The 20,863-nt window shown below is 72.3% G+C and carries 15 protein-coding genes; 11 read left to right on the top strand and 4 right to left on the bottom strand.

Annotated features, from left to right (window positions below):
* Positions 1 to 168 precede the first annotated feature (168 nt).
* The 3 genes from pulA (at position 169) to ABD126_RS23285 (ending at position 7,913) form a co-directional block, all read left to right on the top strand.
* Positions 169 to 5,685, top strand: coding sequence for a pullulanase-type alpha-1,6-glucosidase (gene pulA / locus ABD126_RS23295; RefSeq protein ID WP_343936007.1), 5,517 nt, complete (start codon positions 169 to 171; stop codon positions 5,683 to 5,685).
* Between the two features lie 100 nt (positions 5,686 to 5,785).
* The gene (locus ABD126_RS23290) at positions 5,786 to 6,964 is read left to right on the top strand and encodes an NAD(P)/FAD-dependent oxidoreductase (RefSeq protein ID WP_343936006.1); all 1,179 of its coding nucleotides are present in this window, start codon (positions 5,786 to 5,788) and stop codon (positions 6,962 to 6,964) included.
* A 10-nt stretch (positions 6,965 to 6,974) separates the two neighbouring features.
* Positions 6,975 to 7,913: a sigma-70 family RNA polymerase sigma factor gene (locus ABD126_RS23285; protein ID WP_343936005.1), complete on the top strand. Its 939-nt coding sequence runs from the start codon at positions 6,975 to 6,977 to the stop codon at positions 7,911 to 7,913.
* 1 nt (position 7,914) lies between these two features.
* On the opposite strand, the gene ABD126_RS23280 is transcribed toward ABD126_RS23285, so the two are convergent.
* Entirely contained in the window at positions 7,915 to 8,562 is a 648-nt protein-coding gene (locus ABD126_RS23280) for a hypothetical protein (protein WP_343936004.1), read from the bottom strand.
* A 71-nt stretch (positions 8,563 to 8,633) separates the two neighbouring features.
* Between ABD126_RS23280 and ndk the strand changes: the two genes are divergently transcribed.
* Positions 8,634 to 9,044, top strand: coding sequence for a nucleoside-diphosphate kinase (ndk, locus tag ABD126_RS23275; protein ID WP_343936003.1), 411 nt, complete (start codon positions 8,634 to 8,636; stop codon positions 9,042 to 9,044).
* A gap of 53 nt (positions 9,045 to 9,097) precedes the next feature.
* Here ndk and ABD126_RS23270 read toward each other — a convergent pair whose 3' ends face one another.
* Positions 9,098 to 9,691, bottom strand: coding sequence for a GNAT family N-acetyltransferase (locus tag ABD126_RS23270; RefSeq protein WP_343936002.1), 594 nt, complete (start codon positions 9,689 to 9,691; stop codon positions 9,098 to 9,100).
* A 57-nt stretch (positions 9,692 to 9,748) separates the two neighbouring features.
* Here ABD126_RS23270 and ABD126_RS23265 point away from each other — a divergent pair, with 57 nt between their 5' ends.
* From ABD126_RS23265 to ABD126_RS23245, 5 genes are read left to right on the top strand one after another with little or no spacing between them, the layout of a single operon-like run.
* On the top strand, positions 9,749 to 10,666 hold the full coding sequence (locus ABD126_RS23265) for an ABC transporter ATP-binding protein (protein ID WP_425542862.1): 918 nt from the start codon (positions 9,749 to 9,751) through the stop codon (positions 10,664 to 10,666).
* Positions 10,666 to 11,421: an ABC transporter permease gene (locus ABD126_RS23260; RefSeq protein WP_343936000.1), complete on the top strand. Its 756-nt coding sequence runs from the start codon at positions 10,666 to 10,668 to the stop codon at positions 11,419 to 11,421. The genes ABD126_RS23265 and ABD126_RS23260 overlap by 1 nt, the downstream gene beginning before the upstream one ends.
* A 7-nt stretch (positions 11,422 to 11,428) precedes the next feature.
* Positions 11,429 to 12,250 carry an ABC transporter permease gene (locus tag ABD126_RS23255; protein ID WP_343935999.1) on the top strand — a complete coding sequence of 274 codons (822 nt, stop codon included), beginning with the start codon at positions 11,429 to 11,431 and terminating at the stop codon, positions 12,248 to 12,250.
* Positions 12,251 to 12,295: 45 nt separating this feature from the next.
* A complete protein-coding gene (locus tag ABD126_RS23250) occupies positions 12,296 to 12,706 on the top strand; it encodes a DoxX family protein (RefSeq protein WP_343935998.1) in 411 nt (136 codons plus the stop codon).
* Positions 12,707 to 12,737: 31 nt separating this feature from the next.
* On the top strand, positions 12,738 to 14,702 hold the full coding sequence (locus tag ABD126_RS23245) for a TIGR03960 family B12-binding radical SAM protein (protein ID WP_343935997.1): 1,965 nt from the start codon (positions 12,738 to 12,740) through the stop codon (positions 14,700 to 14,702).
* Here ABD126_RS23245 and ABD126_RS23240 read toward each other — a convergent pair.
* Positions 14,688 to 15,443: a ferredoxin gene (locus ABD126_RS23240; protein ID WP_343935996.1), complete on the bottom strand. Its 756-nt coding sequence runs from the start codon at positions 15,441 to 15,443 to the stop codon at positions 14,688 to 14,690. The genes ABD126_RS23245 and ABD126_RS23240 overlap by 15 nt on opposite strands.
* A gap of 271 nt (positions 15,444 to 15,714) precedes the next feature.
* Here ABD126_RS23240 and ABD126_RS23235 point away from each other — a divergent pair, with 271 nt between their 5' ends.
* Both ABD126_RS23235 and ABD126_RS23230 read left to right on the top strand, forming a co-directional pair.
* A complete protein-coding gene (locus tag ABD126_RS23235; RefSeq protein WP_343935995.1) occupies positions 15,715 to 16,260 on the top strand; it encodes a sigma-70 family RNA polymerase sigma factor in 546 nt (181 codons plus the stop codon).
* Between the two features lie 94 nt (positions 16,261 to 16,354).
* On the top strand, positions 16,355 to 19,195 hold the full coding sequence (locus ABD126_RS23230) for a BREX system ATP-binding domain-containing protein (protein ID WP_343935994.1): 2,841 nt from the start codon (positions 16,355 to 16,357) through the stop codon (positions 19,193 to 19,195).
* Here ABD126_RS23230 and ABD126_RS23225 read toward each other — a convergent pair.
* On the bottom strand, positions 19,192 to 20,700 hold the full coding sequence (locus ABD126_RS23225; protein WP_343935993.1) for a S8 family peptidase: 1,509 nt from the start codon (positions 20,698 to 20,700) through the stop codon (positions 19,192 to 19,194). The two genes, ABD126_RS23230 and ABD126_RS23225, sit on opposite strands and share 4 nt — an antisense overlap.
* Between the last annotated feature and the right edge of the window lie 163 nt (positions 20,701 to 20,863).

Below are 20,863 nucleotides of genomic sequence, written 5' to 3'. Positions count from 1 at the left end.
GGGCGAGGGCTGCAATTTCTTGCGACAAGGAGGTCGCGTCGGGTGTACGCCCCTGAGGTCACGGCAACCGGGCTTGCCCGATGCGTCGTGACCTCAGGGGCGAACACCCGACTCCCGGGCGACCTCCGCGAGCCGCCGAAGGCGGCTCCGAACAGAAGGAGGTCGCCCATGCGCCGCCGCTTGGGCTTGGTCGCCCTGCTGATAGGCGGGCTGCTCACGCCCACCGTCACGGCCACCGCCGCACCCGCCGAACGCCTCGCCGTCGGCTCCGTGGACGACATCGCGCCCGGCGCCCGGGACGGCGACGGGAGGTTGGCCCGCGACGCGGTCCGCGACGACCTGTCGGGCGAGCGGTTCTACTTCGTCATGCCCGACCGGTTCGCCAACGGCGACCCGCGCAACGACCGCGGCGGCACGAGCGACCCCGACCGGCTCAAGACCGGGTTCGACCCGGCCGACAAGGGCTTCTACCACGGCGGCGACCTCAAGGGCCTGCGGGACAAGCTCGACTACCTCGACGGCCTGGGCGTCACCGCGATCTGGCTGACGCCGATGTTCCAGAACCGCTGGGTGCAGGGCGAGGGCGCGGACGCCTCCGCCGGCTACCACGGCTACTGGACCACCGACTTCACCAAGCTCGACCCGCACTTCGGCACCACCAACGACATGCGCCGCCTGATCCGCGACGCGCACGGCCGCGGCATGAAGGTGTTCTTCGACATCGTCGCCAACCACACCGCGGACCTCATCGACCACGCCGAGGGCAAGTACGACTACGTGTCCACCGGCGCGGTGCCGTACCTGGACCCCGAGGGCCGGCCGGTCGACATCGCCGAGATCGCCGGGCAGAAGGACTTCCCGAAGCTCACCGCCCCGTACACACCGGTGGTGCGCGGCAAGAAGACCCCGGACTGGCTCAACGACCCGTCGCTCTACCACAACCGCGGCAACTCGACGTTCAGCGGCGAGTCCAACGAGTACGGCGACTTCGCGGGCCTGGACGACCTGATGACCGAGCACCCCAAGGTCGTCGCCGGCATGAAGCGGATCTTCACCAACTGGATCGACGTGCTGGGCATCGACGGCTACCGCGTGGACACCGTCAAGCACGTCAACATGGAGTTCTGGCAGGCCCTCGCGCCGCACGTGCAGCGGTACGCGGAGTCGCGCGGCAAGAAGGACTTCTTCGTGTTCGGCGAGGTCTTCGACGCCAACCCGGCGTTCACCTCCCGCTACTCCACGACCGGCCGGATGCAGGCGGTGCTGGACTTCCCGTTCCAGAGCGGGGCGGCGTCGTTCCTGTCCGGGCGCGGCGCCCAGCGCCTGGGTGAGGTGCTGGTCGACGACGACCGGTACACCGACGCCGACTCCAACGCGTCCTCGCTGCCGACGTTCCTGGGCAACCACGACATGGGCCGCATCGGCTGGATGATCCGGCAGAACCGGTCGGGCATCGGCGAGTCCGAGCTGCTGGACCGGCTGGAGCTGGGCAACGCGCTGATGTACCTGTGGCGCGGCAACCCGGTCGTCTACTACGGCGACGAGCAGGGCTTCGCGGGCGCCGGCGGGGACAAGCTGGCGCGCCAGGACATGTTCGCCTCCAAGACGCCCGAGTACGCGACCGAGGACCTGGTGGGCAGCGACCGGACCGGCGCGGTGGACAACTTCGCCACCGACCACCCGCTGTACCGGCAGTTGCGGGACCTGGCCGCGTTCGTGGACAGCGACCCGGTGTGGCGCACGGGCAACCAGACCCTGCGGTACGCCTCCGGTGACGTGATCGCGTTCAGCCGGGTCGGGTCGGCGCAGGTCGAGCACCTCGTGGTGGCCAACGCGGGCACCACCGAGACGACCGTGGACGTGCCGGTCGGCAGCGCCGCGCTCGCGCCGCTGTGGCCGTCGTCCGGCGCTCCGACCACCGCCGTGGACGGCAAGGTCCGCCTCACCGTGCCCGCCCTGTCCGCGGTGGTGCTGAAGGGCTCCGGCAAGCTGGCCGCGCGCACCCCGACGCCGACGCTGGTGGTCCCGACCGCCGGCACCGTGCTGGACGACCGGGTGGAGCTGCGCGCCGACGGGGTGACCTCCGCGTTCGCGCAGGCCACGTTCGCCGCGCGGGTGGAGGGGCAGGACTGGACCGTCCTGGGCACCGACGACGCCGCCCCGTACCGGGTGTTCGCCGACCTGGCGGCGCTGCCCGGCGCGGCCGTGGGCAAGAAGGTCGAGGTCCGGGTGGTGGCCAAGGACAACGCCGGCGCGCTGGGCGCGGACGGCGCTGTCCTGACCCTGGCCGCCGCGCCGCCGGTGCAGCCGCCGGGCGCGGTCGCGTCGGACTGGCTGGTCGTGCACTACAACCGCCCGGCGGGCGACTACGACGGCTGGGGCCTGCACGTGTGGGGCGACGTCGTGGACGCGCCGACCTGGCAGCAGCCGCTGCCGTTCGCGGGCGAGACCCCGTACGGCCGGTTCGCGTGGGTGAAGCTCAAGCCGGGCGCGAAGAACGTCGGCGTCATCGCCCACCGCGGCGACGAGAAGGACACCGACGGGGACCGGTTCGTGGACCCGAGCGTGTCGCCGCAGGTGTGGTTGCGCCAGGGGCAGCCGGCCGTGCACGCCACCGAGGTCGCGGCCACCGGTGAGGCGGTCGTGCACTACAGCGGCGACACCGCGGGTCTCGTGGCGCGGGCCGGCGCGACGGAGGTCCCGTTCAGCGGGGGAGTGGCGCGCATCCCGGCGACCGGTCCGGTGGACTTCTCGTTGGTGCGCAACGGGACCGTCGAGGCGTCCGGCCGCAACACCGGTCACGCGTGGGCGAAGGCCGGTGACCCGAAGGTCTACGCGACGCGGGCGGCGCTGGAGAACCGGGCGGTGATCCACTACCACCGCCCGGCGGGCGACTACGCCGACTGGACGCTGTACCACTGGACGGGGTCGCTGGAGCCGAGCCCGGGGTGGAACCAGTCGCGCGTGCCGGACGGCTCGGACGGGTTCGGCGTGTACTGGTCGGTGCCGCTCGCGCCGGGCGCGGCGGGGCTGAGCAACATCATCCACCGCGGCGACACCAAGGACCCCGGTCCGGACCAGTTCCTCGACGTGTCCGGCACCGGTCACGAGGTGTGGTTCGTGTCGGGCTCGGTGCGGCCGGACGGGCAGGCGTCCTACGTGCTGCCGCCCTCGGGCGGTCCGGGCGTGGACGACGACCTGACCAAGGCCAAGGCGATCTGGGTGTCCCGCGACCTGGTCGTGTGGGACGTGCCGGTCGTGGCGTCCGACGGCTACCGGCTGGAGTACGGCGGCAAGGTGCTGCGGCTCGCGCCCTCGGGCGAGGCGGTCCCGGCGGGGTTCCCGCACCTGCGCGGCAAGCCGGTGTTCAAGGTGCTCGACGGCGCCCGGGTGGACGAGGCGTTGCGGGACAAGCTGTCCGCGGTGCACGTCGACTCCGGCGGTGGTCTGCGGCACCGGACGGGCGTGCAGATCGCGGGCGTGCTGGACGACCGGTACGCGGGCGCGGCGGCGAAGCTGGCCTACGGGCCGGTGTTCGACGGCGACAAGGTGTCCGTGCGGCTGTGGGCGCCCACGGCGTCCTCGGTGAAGCTGCGGCTGTTCGACCAGCCGGGCGGTGAGCCGACCCGCGTGCTGGACCTGCGGCGCGACGACGCGTCCGGCTCGTGGTCGGGCAGCGGGCGGTGGAAGGACCGGTACTACCAGTTCGAGGTGACCGTGGCCGGCAAGTCCGTGGTGGTCACCGACCCGTACTCGGTGGCGCTGGCGGTCGGCTCGACGCACTCGCAGTTCGCGGACCTGTCCGACGCGCGCACCATGCCCGAGGGCTGGCGGAAGGACGTGGCCCGCGGGCTGGACGACCCGACCGAGCACGGCATCACCGAGCTGCACGTCCGGGACTTCTCCATCAACGACCAGTCGGTGCCGGAGGCCGAGCGCGGCACGTACAAGGCGTTCACCCACCGCGACTCGATCGGGATGACGCACCTGCGGCAGCTCGCCGAGGCCGGGCTGGACACCGTGCACCTGCTGCCGACGTTCGACATCGCGACCATTCCCGAGAAGCGCTCGGACCGGCAGGAGCCGGCGTGCGACCTGGCCGCCCTGCCCGCCGACTCGGCCGCGCAGCAGGAGTGCGTGGCGGCGACGGCCGCGAAGGACGGCTTCAACTGGGGCTACGACCCGTTCCACTACGACGTGCCCGAGGGGTCCTACGCCACCGACGACGCCCAGTCCGGCTGGGCGCGGTCCAAGCAGTACCGCGAGATGGTGAAGTCGTTGCACGACAACGGCAACCGGGTCGTCGTGGACGTGGTCTACAACCACACCGCGGCCTCCGGCGACGCGCCCACGTCCGTGCTGGACAAGGTCGTGCCGGGCTACTACCACCGGCTCAACGCCGACGGCACCGTGGCGAACTCGACGTGCTGCGCGAACACCGCGTCCGAGAACGCCATGATGGGCAAGCTGGTCGTGGACTCGGTGGTGCGCTGGGCGCGGCTCTACAAGGTGGACGGCTTCCGGTTCGACCTGATGGGCCACCACCCCAAGGCGAACATCCTGGCCGTGCGGGCGGCGCTGGACGCGTTGACCGTCGAGAAGGACGGCGTGGACGGGCGCAAGATCCGCGTCTACGGCGAGGGCTGGGACTTCGGCGAGGTCGCCGGGAACGCCCGGTTCGAGCAGGCCACGCAGGCCAACCTGGCGGGCACGGGCATCGGCACGTTCAGCGACCGGTTGCGCGACGCGGTGCGCGGCGGCGGCCCGTTCGACGCCGACCCGCGCGTGCAGGGCCTCGCGTCGGGCCTGGCGGGCGACCTCAACGGCGCTCCGGTCAACGGTGACGTGGCGGCGCGGCTGGCCGGCTACAGCGACCTGGTGAAGCTGGGCATGGCCGGGAACATGGCGTCCTACCGGTTCGAGTCCACGTCCGGCGGCGTGATCAGCGGGCGGGACGTGCCCTACAACGGCTCGCCGGCCGGGTACACGGGCGCGCCCGCCGACGTCATCACGTACGTGGACGCGCACGACAACGAGACGCTGTTCGACTCGCAGACCTACAAGCTGCCGGTGACGACGTCGATGGCGGACCGGGTGCGGATGCAGAAGGTGGCGCTGGCCCCGGTGCTGCTCGGCCAGGGACAGCCGTTCCTGCACGCGGGCGCGGAGTTCCTGCGCTCGAAGTCGTTGGACCGCAACAGCTACGACTCGGGCGACTGGTTCAACCGGTACGACCCGTCGTTGCGGGACAACGGGTTCGGCCGGGGCCTGCCCCCGGCGGCGGACAACCGCGACAAGTGGCCGTTCGCCGCGCCGCTGTTGGCCAACGGGGCTTTGAAGCCCTCGACGGGCGACATGCGGCAGGGCGTGGACAACACCCTGGAGCTGCTGCGCATCCGCCGCTCCTCGCCGCTGTTCACGCTGAACGACGCGGCGTTGGTGCAGCAGAAGCTGTCGTTCCCGGCGGCCGAACCGGGCCTGGTGGTGGCGTTGCTGGACGACACGGTCGGCCCGGACGTGGACCCGGCGTTGAACGGCGTGCTGGTGGTGGTCAACCCGTTCCCGACGGCCAAGTCCGTGTCGGTGCCGGGGACCTGGGCCAACCACCCGTTGAGCAGTGACAAGGCCACGTTCGACGGTGGCCTGTCCGTGCCGCCGCGCTCCGTGGTGGTGCTGACCCGATGACCGGCCGGGCTGGACCGTGACCCACGTCACGGTCCAGCCCTGTCAGGGATCGCGGAGCTGTCCCGTTCAAGGTGCGGTCGAACGAGACAGGAGCACGGACATGCCGCACCGCATCACCGTCCTCGGCGCCGGGTACGCCGGGGCGTACGCCGCCGGACAGCTCGCCCGCCGCCTGCACCCCGACGACGTCGAGATCACCGTCGTCAACGCCGAACCCGACTTCGTGGAACGCCTGCGCCTGCACCAGCTCGCCGCGGGCCGCGACCTGCGCCGCCGCGACCTGGCGGAGGTGTTCGCGGGCACCGGCATCCGCCTGCGGATCGCCCGGGTCACCGGGATCGACGTCGAGCGCCGCGTGGTCACCGTGACCGACGAGGACGGCGTCGACCGGCTCGACCACGACACCCTGCTCTACGCGCTGGGCAGCACCGCCGCCGACCACGGCGTCCCGGGCGTGGCCGAGCACGCCTTCCACGTCGCCGCCCGACCGGCGGCGCTGCGCCTGCGCCGGCGGCTGGACGAGCTGGGCGGGAGCGGGTCGGTGCTGGTCGTCGGCGGCAACCTGACCGCGATCGAAGCCGCCACCGAGATCGCCGAAGCTCGGCCCGGGTTGGGCGTCACCCTCGCCACCAGCGGCGAACTGGGCGGCTGGCTGGGGCCCAAGGCGCGCCGGCACCTGCTGGCGGCCTTCGACCGGCTCGGCATCACCGTCCACGAGCACACGTCCGTCGACCGCGTGGAGGAGACGCGGGCGTTCGCCGGCGGCACCGCCTTCGCGGCCGACGCCACGGTCTGGGCGGCGGGCTTCGCCGTGCACCCCCTGGCCGCCGAGAGCGGTCTCGCGGTCACCGAAGAGGGCCGGATCAAGGTGGACCGCATGATGCGGTCGGTGTCGCACCCCCACGTCTACGCGGCCGGTGACAGCGTCCACGCCATGGGCGAGAACGGCCGGCCGCTGCCGATGTCCTGCGCGTCGGCCGGGCCCACGGCCTCGCAGGCGGTCGCCGCGATCGTCGGCGGCCTGACCGGTCGCAGGATCGCCCTGAGCAAGATGACCTACGTCGGCAACCACATCAGCCTCGGCCGCGACGACGCGATCTTCCAGCTGGTCGACGACCAGGCGCGGTCGAAGCCCGGCGCCCTGTGCGGTCGCACGGCCGCGCGGGTCAAGGCGGCCGTGCTCCGCGGCGCCGCGCTCGGCGTGAGCCACCCGACCTTCGGGATGCCGGTCCGCCGCCACCGGGTGGCCGCCCGGTCCGCCGGGGTGGTGCCCGCTTAACGTGGCGCTCATGGACACCGCGACCTTGGCGCGTTTCGAGGCCGGCCGGGACCGGCTGGCCTCGCTCGCGTACCGCCTGCTCGGGTCGGCCGCCGACGCCGAGGACGTGGTGCAGGACGCGTTCCTGCGGTGGCAGGCCGCCGACCGGGAGCGGATCGAGGTGCCCGAGGCGTGGCTGACCAAGGTGGTCACCAACCTGGCCCTGGACCGCCTGCGGTCGGCGCGGGCGCGGCACGAGCGCGCGGTGGGCGCGTGGATGCCCGAACCGCTGCTGGACGGCGACCCGATGCTGGGCCCGGCGGACACGGTCGAGCAGCGCGAGTCGGTGACCCTGGCGGTCCTGACCCTGATGGAACGCCTGTCGCCGGTGGAGCGGGCGGTGTACGTGCTGCGCGAGGCGTTCTCCTACCCGCATGCGGAGATCGCCGAGATCCTGGACATCAGCGAGTCGGCGAGCCAACAGCACGCCCACCGGGCCCGCCGCCACCTGGCCGCCGGCCGCGCCGTCGAGCGGGTCGACCGGACCGCCGCCCGCCGCATCGCGAAGGCGTTCCTGGACGCCGCCTCCTCCGGTCACACCGAACGCCTGGTGGCCCTGCTGACCACCGACGCGACCGCGGTGTCCGACGGCCTGCTGGGCCTGAGCCCGCGCCTGGTCCACCTGAGCCGCCCGGAACAGATCGCCGCCATGACCCGTGCGGCCCTCAAGCCGACCGCGGCGAAGCACAAGCTGGTCGGCGGCCACCCCGCCATCCACGCGGCCGTGGTCAACGGGAGCCCGGCCCTGGTCTTCGCCCTGGCGGACCGGGTGGTCAGCGTGGCCGTCCTGGACGTGCGCGACGACAAGGTGGCCACCATCCACGGCATGGCTTCCCCGACCCGCTTGGCCCGCCTGGCGAAGCAGTGGCAGCGGCACCCGCACGACGCCCCGCTGATCGAGTCCTGGTGACTCAGTGGTCGGCCAACTCCACCCGTGACCGCACCTCGTCGTCCCGGAGGATCCGGAACTCCCGATCGCCGGCGAGCAGCACCTTCAGGAACCCCGGGCTGGTCTCCACCACATACGCCTCGATCACGCCCTCACCGGTCTCGATCCGCTCCCGAGGCACCCACGGCGTAGCCACCACCGCCGCGACCACCAAGGCGACAACCCCGACGATCCACCCGATCCGCCGCAACACGAACCTCTCAGGCCCCCGCTCAACGCCCCGCCGCCGCACAGCCAACACCCCGAGCAAGGTCGCCAGCACAACCGCCGCGACCGGCACCCACCAGTGGTGGTAGGTCAACACATGCGCCACCAGGAACGCGACGAGCACAGTCACCAACAAGGGCGCGCTCTTGGACCGCGTGGCCGCCGCGTAGAAGACGGTCAACGGCACCATCAGCACCAACAACACGCTGCTGATCCGCTGGTCGGCCATGAACGTGCCCAGGAACAACCCAGGCGCGTCCTCAAGGTCGAGCGTGTGCAGCAACGCGAAGGTGGTGTGCCAGTCGTAGTGGGACACCGCCAACAGCCGAAGCAGGACGAACAACACGGCCGCGCCGGTCAGGGTGGTGCCGAGGTGGGTGTCCTCGTCGTTCCGGGTGCTCACGGCGGGCACTATGACAGCTCCGGCTACCCTTCACCCACTGTAAGAACTCGTACGAAGGAGTACCGACGGCCGTGAGCGAGCGCACCCTGGTCCTGGTCAAGCCCGACGGCGTGAGCCGGGGCCTGGTCGGCGAGGTCATCTCCCGCATCGAGCGCAAGGGCCTCGGCCTGGCCGCCCTCGAACTGCGCACCGTGGACCGCGCGACCGCCGAGCAGCACTACGCCGAGCACGACGGCAAGCCGTTCTTCAACGACCTGGTGGAGTTCATCACCGGCGGCCCGCTGGTGGCCATGGTGGTCGAGGGCACCCGGGCGATCGCGGCGTTCCGGCAGCTCGCCGGCGGCACCGACCCGGTGGAGAAGGCGACCCCGGGCACGATCCGCGGCGACTTCGGCCTGGAGGTCCAGTTCAACCTGGTCCACGGCTCCGACTCGCCGGAGTCCGCCGAGCGCGAGATCAAGCTCTGGTTCCCGAACCTCTGAGGTGACCGCGACGGCCCGGTCCCCCTCGCGCGGGGACCGGGCCGTCGGCGTCTTCAGGCGGACCGCCGCCGGGACGGGGACGAGCCGTTGCCGCCGGGGGCCGAGCCGTGCAGGACGACGCCCTCGCGGAACCCCAGGCGCAGGGCCATGCGGACCTCGTCGAACCGCACGTCGCCGACCGCGATCGCGTACGGCAGGCGTCCCCACTCGCGGAAGCCCAGGCTCTCGTACAGCTCGATCGCCCCGTGGTTGTTGCCGCGCACGCCAAGGGTCAGCAGCTCCAACCCCGCCGCGCGGGCGTGGTCCACGACCGCCGACACCAGCCGCCGACCCAGGCCCAGCCCGCGCGCCGACGGGTGGGTCGTCACCCGGCCCACCTCCGCCGAGTGCGTGAAGACCGCCGAAGTCGACCGCAGCCACGTCGCCGTCCCGCGCACGACGCCGTCCACGCGCGCCAGCGCCAGCGCGCCGTCGCCCGAGGACACCCGCGCCAGCACCACGTCCAGCCACGCGTCGGTCTCCGCGCGCGACGGCGGGACCTGCCAGCCGATCGCCCCGCCGGCCGCCACCACGTCGTGCAGCACCGAGTGCACGCGACCCCGCAGCGACTCGTCCGCGACGGTGGGCCACACCAGCTCGATCCCCATGCCGCCAACCCTAAAACCGTTCCCGGACTGTCGTACCCCGCCGCTAACGTGACGAACGTGACCACCCTCGTCGCCGCCAAAGGCCTGACCAAGCACTTCGGGGACTTCCAAGCCGTCCGGGGCATCGACGTCGAGGTCCACCGGGGCGAGGCGTTCGGGTTCCTCGGCCCCAACGGCGCCGGCAAGTCCTCGACCATGCGCATGGTGTCTTGCGTGTCCCCGCGCACCGGCGGCGAGCTGTCCGTGCTCGGCATGGACCCCAACCGCGACGGGCCGCGCATCCGGGCCCGGCTCGGCGTCGTCCCGCAGTTGGACAACCTCGACACCGAGTTGACCGTCCGCCAGAACCTGGAGATCTACGGCCGCTACTTCGGCATGTCCCGCGCCCGCGTCCGGGAGAAGGCCGCGGAGCTGCTCGACTTCGCCCAGCTGACCGAGCGCGCCGACGACGAGGTGGAACCGCTGTCCGGCGGCATGAAGCGCCGGCTGACCATCGCCCGCTCCCTGGTCAACGACCCGGAGCTGGTCGTCCTGGACGAACCCACCACCGGCCTGGACCCGCAGGCCCGCCACCTGCTGTGGGACCGGCTGTTCCGGCTCAAGCAGAACGGCGTCACCCTCATCATCACCACCCACTACATGGACGAGGCCGAGCAGCTGTGCGACCGGCTGGTCGTCATGGACGGCGGCAAGATCGTCGCCGAGGGCTCGCCGGTCGAGTTGATCCGCCGCTACTCGACCCGCGAGGTGCTGGAGCTGCGCTTCCCGCCGGGCGAGCAGGACCCGACCGCCGTGCGGGGCCTGGCCGACCGCGTCGAGGTGCTGCCCGACCGCCTGCTGCTCTACACCGACGACGGAGAGGCCGCCCTGTCCGCCGCGCACCACCGGGGCGTGCGGCCGGCGTCCAGCCTGGTCCGCCGCAGCTCGCTGGAGGACGTGTTCCTCCGCCTCACCGGCCGGACGTTGGTGGACTGATGCTCGCCGTCCTGGAGTACCAGTGGACGTGGTACCGCCGGAACTGGCGCTCCACGTCGGTCACCACGTTCGTCAACCCGCTGCTGTTCCTGCTCGCGATGGGCATGGGCTTCGGGTCGCAGGTCACGGCGGGTCCGGCCACCGGCGGCGAGCGGTACGTCGTGTTCCTCGCCCCGGCGCTGGTGGTCACCACGGCCGTGCAAAGCGCCATGTTCGAGTCGTCGTGGGCGGTGTTCTCGCAGTTCAAGTGGCAGAAGACCTATGTCGGCATGGTCGCCACCCCGGTCACCCCGGCGCAGGTGCTGTACGGGCAGCTGCTGTGGGTGGCGCTCAAGCTCACCTTCGGCTGCGTCGCGTTCCTGCTGGTCGCGGGCCTGCTGGGGGCGGTGACGTCACCGTGGGCGGTGCTCGCGCTGCCGTTCGGCGTGCTGACCGGCATGGCGTTCAGCGCCCTGGTCGTCGCCTACACCGCCACCCTGGAGAAGCCGGACTCGTTCAACGGCCTCTACCGGTTCCTGGTCATCCCGATGACCCTGTTCACCGGCGCGTTCTTCCCGCTGAGCCAGCTGCCCGGCTGGCTGCACCCGCTGGCCTGGCTCACGCCCGTGTGGCACGGCATCGAGCTGTCCCGCGGCGCCGCGTTCGGCACGCTGGGCGTGCTGCCCGCGCTGGGCCACCTCGCCTACCTGTCCGCACTGGTCGCCGCGGGCGTGCTCCTCGGCCGCCGGTTCTTCCACCGACGACTGGCGGTGTGAGCAGCACATGACCCGAACGCTCGACCAGACCGCCCCGGCCAGCCGGGGCCTGCTGCTGCGGATCGTGCCGCCCGGCCTGTACGCGGGCCGGCCGCACGTCATCGTCGAACGCGCCCACCTGGTGTACCGCCGGGCGTGGACGTCGTTCGTCTCCGGGTTCTTCGAACCGCTGTTCTTCCTGCTCTCCCTCGGCTTCGGCTTCGGGCAGCTGGTCAGCACGGTGGACGGGCTGCCCTACCCGGCGTTCGTCGCGCCCGCCCTGCTGGCCGCCTCCGCGATGAACGGCGCGGTGTTCGACACGACGTTCAACCTGTTCTCCAAGGTCAAGTACACCCGCGTGTACGAGGCGATGCTGAACACCCCGATGGGGCCGATCGACATCGCCGTCGGCGAGGCGACCTGGGCGTTGCTGCGCGGCGGCCTGTACTCGGCCGGGTTCCTCGCCGTGATGGTCGGGTTCGGGCTCATCACCTCCGCGTGGGCGCTGCTGGCGCTGCCCGCGTGCCTGCTGGTGGCGCTGGCGTTCGCGGCGGTGGGCATGGCCGGGACCACGTTCATGCGTTCGTGGCAGGACTTCGACCTGGTGCAGCTGTTCGTGCTGCCGCTGTTCCTGTTCTCCACGACCTTCTACCCGCTGTCGGTGTACCCGGCCTGGTTGCAGGCGGTCGTCCAGTGGACCCCGCTGTACCACGCGATCGAGCTGCTCCGGGCCCTGACCACGGGCTCGGTCGGCTGGGGCGCCCTGGCGCACGTGCTGTACCTGGTCGTCATGGGCGCGCTGGGGGTGCTGGTCGCGTCCCGGCGGCTGGGCAAGTTGCTGACCTCCTGACCGGGTCCAACACTGGACGCAGTCATCCCTTCACGGGAGGTCGTCATGGACGTGATCGTGCTCGTCGGCCGCATCCTGTTCGTGCTGCTGTTCCTCAACTCGGCGTTCGGCCACTTCACCAAGACCGAGGGCATGGCCGGGTACGCCGAGTCCAAGGGCGTCCCGTCGCCGCGCCTGGCCACCCAGGCCAGCGGCGCGGTGCAGCTCGTCGGCGCGTTGATGGTGCTGCTGGGGGTGTGGGCCGACCTCGGGGCGCTGCTGCTGGTGCTGTTCCTGCTGCCCACGGCGTTGCTCATGCACCCGTTCTGGAAGGAGCGCGACCCGCAGGCCCGGCAGGGCGAGACCATCCAGTTCACCAAGGACGTGTCGCTGGCCGGCGCGGCGTTGATGTTCTTCGGCCTCTACGCGGGCGCGGGCGAGGAGCTGGGCCTGACCGTCACGGGACCGCTGTTCTGAGCGCTTCCCGAGGTGCCGTTACCCTGGTCGTGTGAGTGTCGAGTCCGTCTTCCCCGCGTTGGAGCCCCTGCTGCCGAGGGTGTCCAAGCCCGTGCAGTACGTCGGCGGGGAGTTGAACGCGACCGTCAAGGACTGGGACGCCGCCGCCGTGCGGTGGGCCCTGATGTACCCGGACGCCTACGAGGTCGGGCTGCCCAACCAGGGCGTCATGATCCTCTACGAAGTGCTCAACGAGCAGCCGGACGTCCTGGCCGAGCGCACCTACGCGGTGTGGCCGGACCTGGAGGCGCTCATGCGCGAGCACGGCGTGCCGCAGTTCACCGTGGACGCGCACCGGCCGGTGAAGGCGTTCGACCTGCTCGGGGTGAGCTTCGCCACCGAGCTGGGCTACACGAACCTGCTCACCGCGCTGGACCTGGCGGGCATCCCGCTGCACGCCGACGAGCGCGGTGACGACGACCCCGTGGTGGTGGCCGGCGGGCACGCGGCGTTCAACCCCGAGCCGATCGCGCCGTTCGTCGACGCCGCGGTGCTGGGTGACGGCGAGGAAGCCGTCCTGGAGATCACCGACCTGGTGCGCGCGTGGAAGGCCGAGGGGCGGCCCGGCGGCCGGGACGAGCTGCTGCTGCGCCTGGCCGAGACCGGCGGCGTGTACGTGCCCCGGTTCTACGACGTGGAGTACCTGCCCGACGGGCGCATCCAGCGGGTGGTGCCCAACCGCGAGCGCGTGCCGTACCGGGTGTTCAAGCGGACCACGATGGACCTCGACGCGTGGCCGTACCCGAAGCAGCCGCTGGTGCCGCTCGCGGAGTCGGTGCACGAGCGGATGAGCGTGGAGATCTTCCGCGGCTGCACGCGCGGGTGCCGGTTCTGCCAGGCGGGCATGATCACCCGTCCGGTGCGGGAGCGGTCCATCGAGGGCATCGGCGCGATGGTGCAGCGCGGCCTGGAGGCGACCGGGTTCGAGGAGGTCGGCCTGCTGTCGCTGTCCAGCGCCGACCACTCCGAGATCGCCGAGGTCACCAAGGGCCTGGCCGACCGGTACGAGGGCACGAACACCTCGCTGTCGCTGCCGTCCACCCGCGTCGACGCGTTCAACATCGACCTGGCCAACGAGCTGTCCCGCAACGGCCGCCGCTCGGGCCTGACCTTCGCGCCTGAGGGCGGCAGCGAGCGCATCCGGCGCGTGATCAACAAGATGGTGTCCGAGCAGGACCTCATCCGGACGGTCAGCGCGGCGTTCGGCGCGGGCTGGCGGCAGGTGAAGCTGTACTTCATGTGCGGCCTGCCGACCGAGACCGACGACGACGTGCTGCAGATCGCCGAGATGGCCAAGAACGTGATCCGCGCGGGCCGCGAGGTCAGTGGCCGCAAGGACATCCGCTGCACCATCTCCATCGGCGGGTTCGTGCCCAAGCCGCACACGCCGTTCCAGTGGGCCGCGCAGTGCGATCCGGCCACTGTGGACAGTCGGCTGCGCAAGCTGCGCGAGGCGGTCAACTCCGACCGCTCGCTGGGCCGCAACATCGGCATGCGCTACCACGACGGGCAGCCGTCGCTGATCGAAGGCCTGCTGTCGCGCGGTGACCGCCGCGTGGGCAAGGTCATCGAGCGGGTGTGGCGCGAGGGCGGCCGGTTCGACGGGTGGTCCGAGCACTTCTCCTACGAGCGCTGGGTGGCCGCCGCCGAGGCTGAGCTGACCGGGCTGGGCGTGTCCCTGGACTGGTTCACCACCCGGGAGCGCGAGGAGCTGGAAGTCCTGCCCTGGGACCACCTGGACTCGGGCCTGGACAAGGAATGGCTCTGGTCGGACTGGCAGGACGCGCTGGACGAGCGCGAGCAGGACGACTGCCGCTGGACGCCGTGCTTCGACTGCGGTGTCTGCCCGGCGATGGGGACCGACATCGAGGTGGGCCCGACGGGTCGCACCCTGCTGCCGATCTCCCCGGTGGGCAAGGGTTCCCCGGTGCGCAACCCGGCGCTAACCCCGAGGTAGCCCGCTCCCGTCGACGACCCGGACCGCTCGCATCGGACAGGCGCGAGCGGCGGCGACGACGTGGTCGGCCTGGTCGGGGCCGGGGTTGCGCGCGTAGCGCAGCGTCCCGTCCTCCAACAGCCGGAACACCCGCGGCGCGTGCGCCTGGCACAGCGCGAAGTGCCGGCACAGGCCGTGGTCGACCGAGACCCGGATCCCGGCCGGCTGCGCGACGGCCGGCTCGGGCGCGCTGCGGATGCCCAGGCGCAGCAACGCCTCCGGCGGCAGGACGCGGAGCATTGTCAGGGTGATCGTCGGGACCAGGACGGTGATGCCGGCCAGCCACAGGACCGGCACGGAGCCGTTGGCCGCCGCGCCCAGCCACGCGTGCATCGCGCACAGCCACACCGCCACGTAAGCCAGGCGGTGCACGGGTAACCGGTTCCAGTGGAACCCCGCGCCCCGGAGCGCCGCCGTCACGGCCACCGCGACCATGAGCTCCAGGCCCAGGACGCCCAAGGCGTGGCGGGGCAGGCCGAAGGGCAGCACGACCGCGAACGGCGAGACGGTGCCGGCGGTGGCCAGCGCCAGGGCGTGCGTCACCCCGAGCGCCACGCTGAACGTCGCCAACACCCGGTGCGTCACCCGCGCCCCGGGCATCGCCCGCACCCAGCCGGTCGCGATGAGGACGCCCCAGCAGATGGTCAGGCACATGGCCACGTACGCCAGCCGGCCGGACCACGGCGCCACGGTCGAGGACACGATTCGACTCCCCCTCAAGTCGCGGGTCTCCAGAGAGGGAGTACGAACCCCGATGTCCGCGGTTCGAGCAGCGGTTCAAATGCCTTATGTGATCTGTGTCACACGGCATCCGGAGAACCGTCGAGACGATCAATGCGTTGCGTCCCCTACAAGACCCGTAAACACCCGCGGTGCGTCCGGGAAACTGTGGATTAACGCGATCGGGTGTAGTACGTTCACAGAACGTCTCGTTCGCCCCGCCGCGCGCCAACTTCGAGGAGGTTCGGTTCGCATGAATTCCTTGGGTGGAGTGCAGGTGGACGGCGACCGGGTCCGCCGGCGGCCCAGCGAGGAACTCGTCACCCAGCTCTACGGCCAGTTCAAAGGCGCTTTGTTCGCCCACGTCCTGGGCCTGACCAACCACGACCGGCAATGGACCGAGGACGTCGTCCAGGAGACGCTGATCCGCGCCTGGCAGAACGCCGAGACCCTCGTCCGCGACCCGCGCATGCTGCGCGGCTGGCTGCTGACCGTGGCCCGCCGCATCGTCATAGACGGCTGGCGGACCCGCCGCGCCCGACCGCAGGAAGTGGAGCTGACCAGCACCGACGCCGTGCACGCCGCCGACGAGACCGAGCAGCGCCTGTCCATCATGGTGATCACCGACGTGATCGGGCGGCTCGGCGAACAACACCGCGCCGCGATCTACGAGACCTACGTCCGGGGTCGCACGATCCGCGAGGCGGCGCAGGTCCTGGGCATTCCCGAGGGCACTGTGAAGTCGCGCGTCTACAACGGGATGAAGATCCTGCGCCGCGCATTGCGGGAGTGGAACTGAAAAAGGTCCGCCGTGCTCTCCGTGAAATGCACGTGCAGTGGACCGGAAACGCCGGGCAGCGGTTCGCCGGAACTGGCCGGAAGTAATTGGGTGAATGACCGTCCGGCACTTCGGCGGGTGCCCCCGGCCGCTGCCGACAAGTCTGGCCGAACCCCGGCCGACGGTCTCTACGGTGGGTACCGAAGGAAATGCGCCCGCACCGGTGCGAACCCTTCGGTACCCCGGGTGTCCTACGGTGGTCCACCCCGAACGCTTGAGCGGAGGAACCGTGCCAACGCCGACCGTGGGCCGCGACGCCGAGTTGCGCGCCACCCGCGCGCTGCTGGTCGCCACCGCCGCCGGCCGCGCGACGACGGCGTTCGTCACGGGGGAGATCGGCGTCGGCAAGTCCGCCCTGCTCGACGCGGTCACCGGCCAGGCCCGCGCGCTGGGGTTCGCGGTCGCCACGGCCCGCGCCACGCGGCTGGAGAGCGACCTGCGCGGCGGCGTCGCGGGCCAGCTCGCCGACGGGCTGCGCGCCGCCCCGGTCGAGGCCCTCGACGACCTGCACCGCGCCGTGCGCCGCGCGCTCGGCCGCGGACCGCTGCTGCTGGCGGTGGACGACGTGCACCTGTCCGACAGCTGGTCCCTGCGCTGCCTGGCCTACCTGCTGCGCCGCGTCCACGACGAGCCGCTGGCCGTCGTGCTCACCGCCGCCACCGGCCAGTCGCCCGCGGGCGAGGTCGCGCTGCCGGAGCTGACCGGCGGCCACACCGCGACCGTCGAGCTGGCCGGCCTCGACGTCGCCGCGGTCGGCGAGCTGCTCGGCGACCCGGCCACCGCCCGCGCCTGCCACGAGGTCACCGGCGGCAACCCCTACCTGTTGCGCGCGCTGCGGCGCGAGCTGACGCCCGACGCCGACATCGGCACCCTCGGCTCACCCGACATCGGCCAGATCCTGCGCGTGCGCCTGCGACCGTACGAAGGCGCGACCGAACTGGTCCGCGCCACGGCGGTGCTCGGCGCGGACGCCACCGTGGACCGCGTCGCCACGATGGCCGGCGTCGAACCACGGCGTGCCCTGCGCATCATCGACGCCCTGGTGCGCCTGCACGTCTTCCGCGACGACTACCCGATCGCGTTCGTGCACCCGTTCCTGCGCAACTCGGTGCTCGCGGACCTCCCGGTCGCCACCCGCGCCGCCGACCACGCCCGCGCCGCGAAGCTGCTGGCCGACGCCGGGGCGCCGGACACCCGCGTCGCCGAGCACCTGCGGGCGGCCCGCGCGATCCCGCTGCCGTGGGCCGTGGACGTGCTGCGCCGCGCCGCCCGCCAGGCCACCCACGACGGCCGCCTCGACGCCGCCCAGGACTACCTGGAACGCGCCCTGGAGGAACGCCTGACCAGCGACGAACGCCTCGCCGTGCAGCTGGAGCTGGTGCACGTCACCTACGTCGTGGACCAGGCCGAGGGCATGGCCAAGCTGCGCGACGCCCTCGCGCACGCCGACGACGCCCGCTCCGCCGCCGGCCAGGCCGTGTCGATGCTGCTGCGGCTGTGCAGCGCGCCGGAGGCCCGCCTGGCGCTGTCCATCGGCCTGCAACTGGTGTCCCGGCTCAGCTCGCAGGAGCACGACGAGTCGTGGGAGCTGCGCACCATGTCCTACCTGGCCGGCGTGGGCAACAACGTCGGGCTCGCCCTGCGCGCCAGCATGTTCACCGAGGAGCTGGAGTCGGAGGTGCCGAACTCCCCGCGGCTGCGGCAGGTCCACTCCGCGCTGATGTCGCTGGGGCACGCGTTGCGCGGCGACTCGGCGGACAAGGCCGTGCAGCACGCGGCGGAGGCGCTCGACGGCGACCGCGTGGACGTGTTCACCCAGCCGTTCGTGTTCACCGTCAGCACGTGCTTCATGGCCGACGCGCCGGACCTGTCCGACCGGTTCCGCCGGATGATCGGCAGCGAGGCCGAGCCGCACGACTACCACCTGCGCAAGGGAACCGCCGTCTCGCTCGCGCACGGCATGGACTACCTGGCCAAGGGTGACCTGGTGCGCGCGAAGACGTTCCTCAAGTGGCAGCTGCGCCTGTTCGACGAGCTGCACGCGGTGGACGTGTGCCCGATGGCGATCCTCTGTGCCGCAAGGCTCGCGGAGGTGCTGGTCGACCTCGGGCGGTTCGAGGAGTCACGGGACCTGTTGGCGCGCCACGGTTTCGCGGGCGAGCTGCCGGAGATGTTCCAGCACAACGTCACGCTTTTCGCGCGGGGCAAGCTCAAGCTGGCCACCGGGGACGCGGCCGGCGCGCTGGCGGACCTCTCGGAGTGCGGGCGAAGACTCACCGCGTCCAAAATAGACAGCCCGGCGATCCTGCCGTGGCGGGCGCTCGCCGTGCGGGCCCGACTGGCCCTGGGGATGCGTGAAGACGCCGCTCGCCTGGCCCTGGAAGACCTCGAACGCGCGAAGCGCTGGGGCACGCCGCGGGCCATGGGCACCGCGCTGATCGCCGTGGGCCTCACCAGCGACGACGAACCGGCCGTGCGGGCGCTGCGCAAGGCCGTCGAGTACCTCACCGAGTCCGCCGCCCGCCTGCTGCACGCCGAGGCCCTGTTCGAGCTGGGCGCCCGCCTGCGCCGGCGGGGGCAGCCGGAACGGGCCATCCCGCACCTGCGCAAGGCCGTCGAGGTCAGCGCCAAGTGCGAGTCCAAGCCGCTCATCGGACGGGCCGCCGACGAGCTGCGGGCCTGCGAACCGGCCACCGCGCGCGGCACCGCCCACGGCCTCACCCGCCAGGAGACCCGGGTCGCCGGCATGGCCGCGCGGGGCCTGACCAACCGGCAGATCGCCGAAGCCCTGTTCCTCACCCGCCGCACGGTCGAGCTGCACCTGTCCGGCGCGTACCGCAAGCTCGGCATCACCGGCCGCGCGGACCTCGCCGCCGCGCTGCACCGGGGCGACTAGCGCTGCCGGTTCGGCGCCGCCGGGGGACCGCCGGCCGCGTCGTTCTGCACCGCGGCCTTCGCGTTCACCAGCCCGTGGCCGTAGAAGCCGTTGTACTCGGAGTACCCGGTGCAGAACGCGTCCTGCGCGCCCGTGCCGTTCAGGTCGTAGTCGGCGGGGCACGCCAGCGTCTCGGCTTGAGCGTTGAGCATCCGGCTCAGCTCGCCCGCGGTCGCGTCCGGGTGCGTGGACGCCAGCAGCGCCGCGACCCCGGACACGTGCGGCGCGGCCATCGACGTCCCGCACGAGTAGTCGTAGCCCGCCGGCACCGTGGACAGCACGCACGCCTGCGCGCCGTCCGGCTGCTGCCTGCGGTCACCGCCCGGCGCGGTCACGTCCACCGCGCCCAGCCCGTACGAGCTGTACCCGGCCTTGACCTTCGCCGCGCCCACCGACGACACCGCCACCACGTTGCGCAGCTGCGCCGGGAGCACCAGGCACGTGTTGTCCACCGGGCGCGGCTTCACGTCCTCGGCCGCGGCGTTGGTCGGGCTCTGCGTGTCCAGGCCCGGCCGGGTCAGGTCCACCCCGCCGTTGCCCGCCGCCGCGACGGTCAGCACACCCCGCCGGCCCGCGTACTCCACCGCCCGCCGCACCGCCTCGTACACCACGGCCTGGCCGGTCTTGTTCTGGCAGGTGAAGACCCACGGGTCGATGTAGTAGCTGTTGTTGGTGATGGTCATGCCCCGTTCGGCGGCCCACATGAACCCGCACACCGCGTACTCGGGGTAGATGAAGCCGGCGTCGTCCACGACCTTCACCGACGCGATCCGCACGTCCGGCGCGACACCCGTGGTGCCCAGGCCGTCGTCGGCGGCGGCGATGGTGCCCGCCACGTGCGTGCCGTGCGCGGAGGTCGTCGGCGACCACGCGGCGCGCGACTGGTCCGCCACGCCGGTCGTGCAGCCGGCCGACAGCGCCGGGTCCAGCGCGCGCACCAGGTCCGGGTGGGTCGGGTCCACGCCCGAGTCCAGGACGCCGACCACCACGTCCCGGCTGCCCTTGCTGATCGCGTGCGCCTCGGCGGCCCGGATCAGGTCCATGTCCCACTGCTCGGCGGTGCGGTCGCGCGTGTCGGGGGTGCCCGACCGGGCGGGCGTCTCGTCCTGCTTGCGCGCCGGCGCGCCCGTGCGGCGGGACAGCCCGTCGGCCTCCGCGCTGTACGCCCGGTGCGGGCCGATCTTGCGCGCGAACCCCGGGTCCGCGGACACCGCGACGGCCACGCCGATCTGCGGGTAGAAGCCCAGGTTGGTGCCGCACGCGGCGGCCACGGTGGCGTCGGCCAGCGGCGCGCTCGTGCCCTGGTCCAGCACGACCAGGTAGCGCAGCGTCGGACCCGGCTGGATGCACCCGGTGCTCGCGGGGACGCCGTCCGGTGCGGCGGCGTGCGCGGAAACCGCGAAGCAGCCGGTCGCGAGCAGCGCCGTGCTGACCGCGACCGCGTGGACGCGGCGGAGCAGAGGCACGGGTGACCTCCAAGAGCGGCCGTCGGGGTGGTCCTCTGGTGCCGGACGGTAGCCACGTGCGCCGAAGCAGACAAGCGCAACGGCCCCGAGCGGCACCAAGGTACCGTCCCGCTGGAGTAGGAGCGTGGCCCGTTGGGATGCTTACCCCGACGAACGCCACCCG

This window comes from Saccharothrix mutabilis subsp. mutabilis (assembly GCF_039521145.1).
In the GTDB taxonomy this organism is placed as follows: domain Bacteria; phylum Actinomycetota; class Actinomycetes; order Mycobacteriales; family Pseudonocardiaceae; genus Actinosynnema; species Actinosynnema mutabilis.
This window is presented reverse-complemented; position numbering and strand designations above follow the sequence as displayed.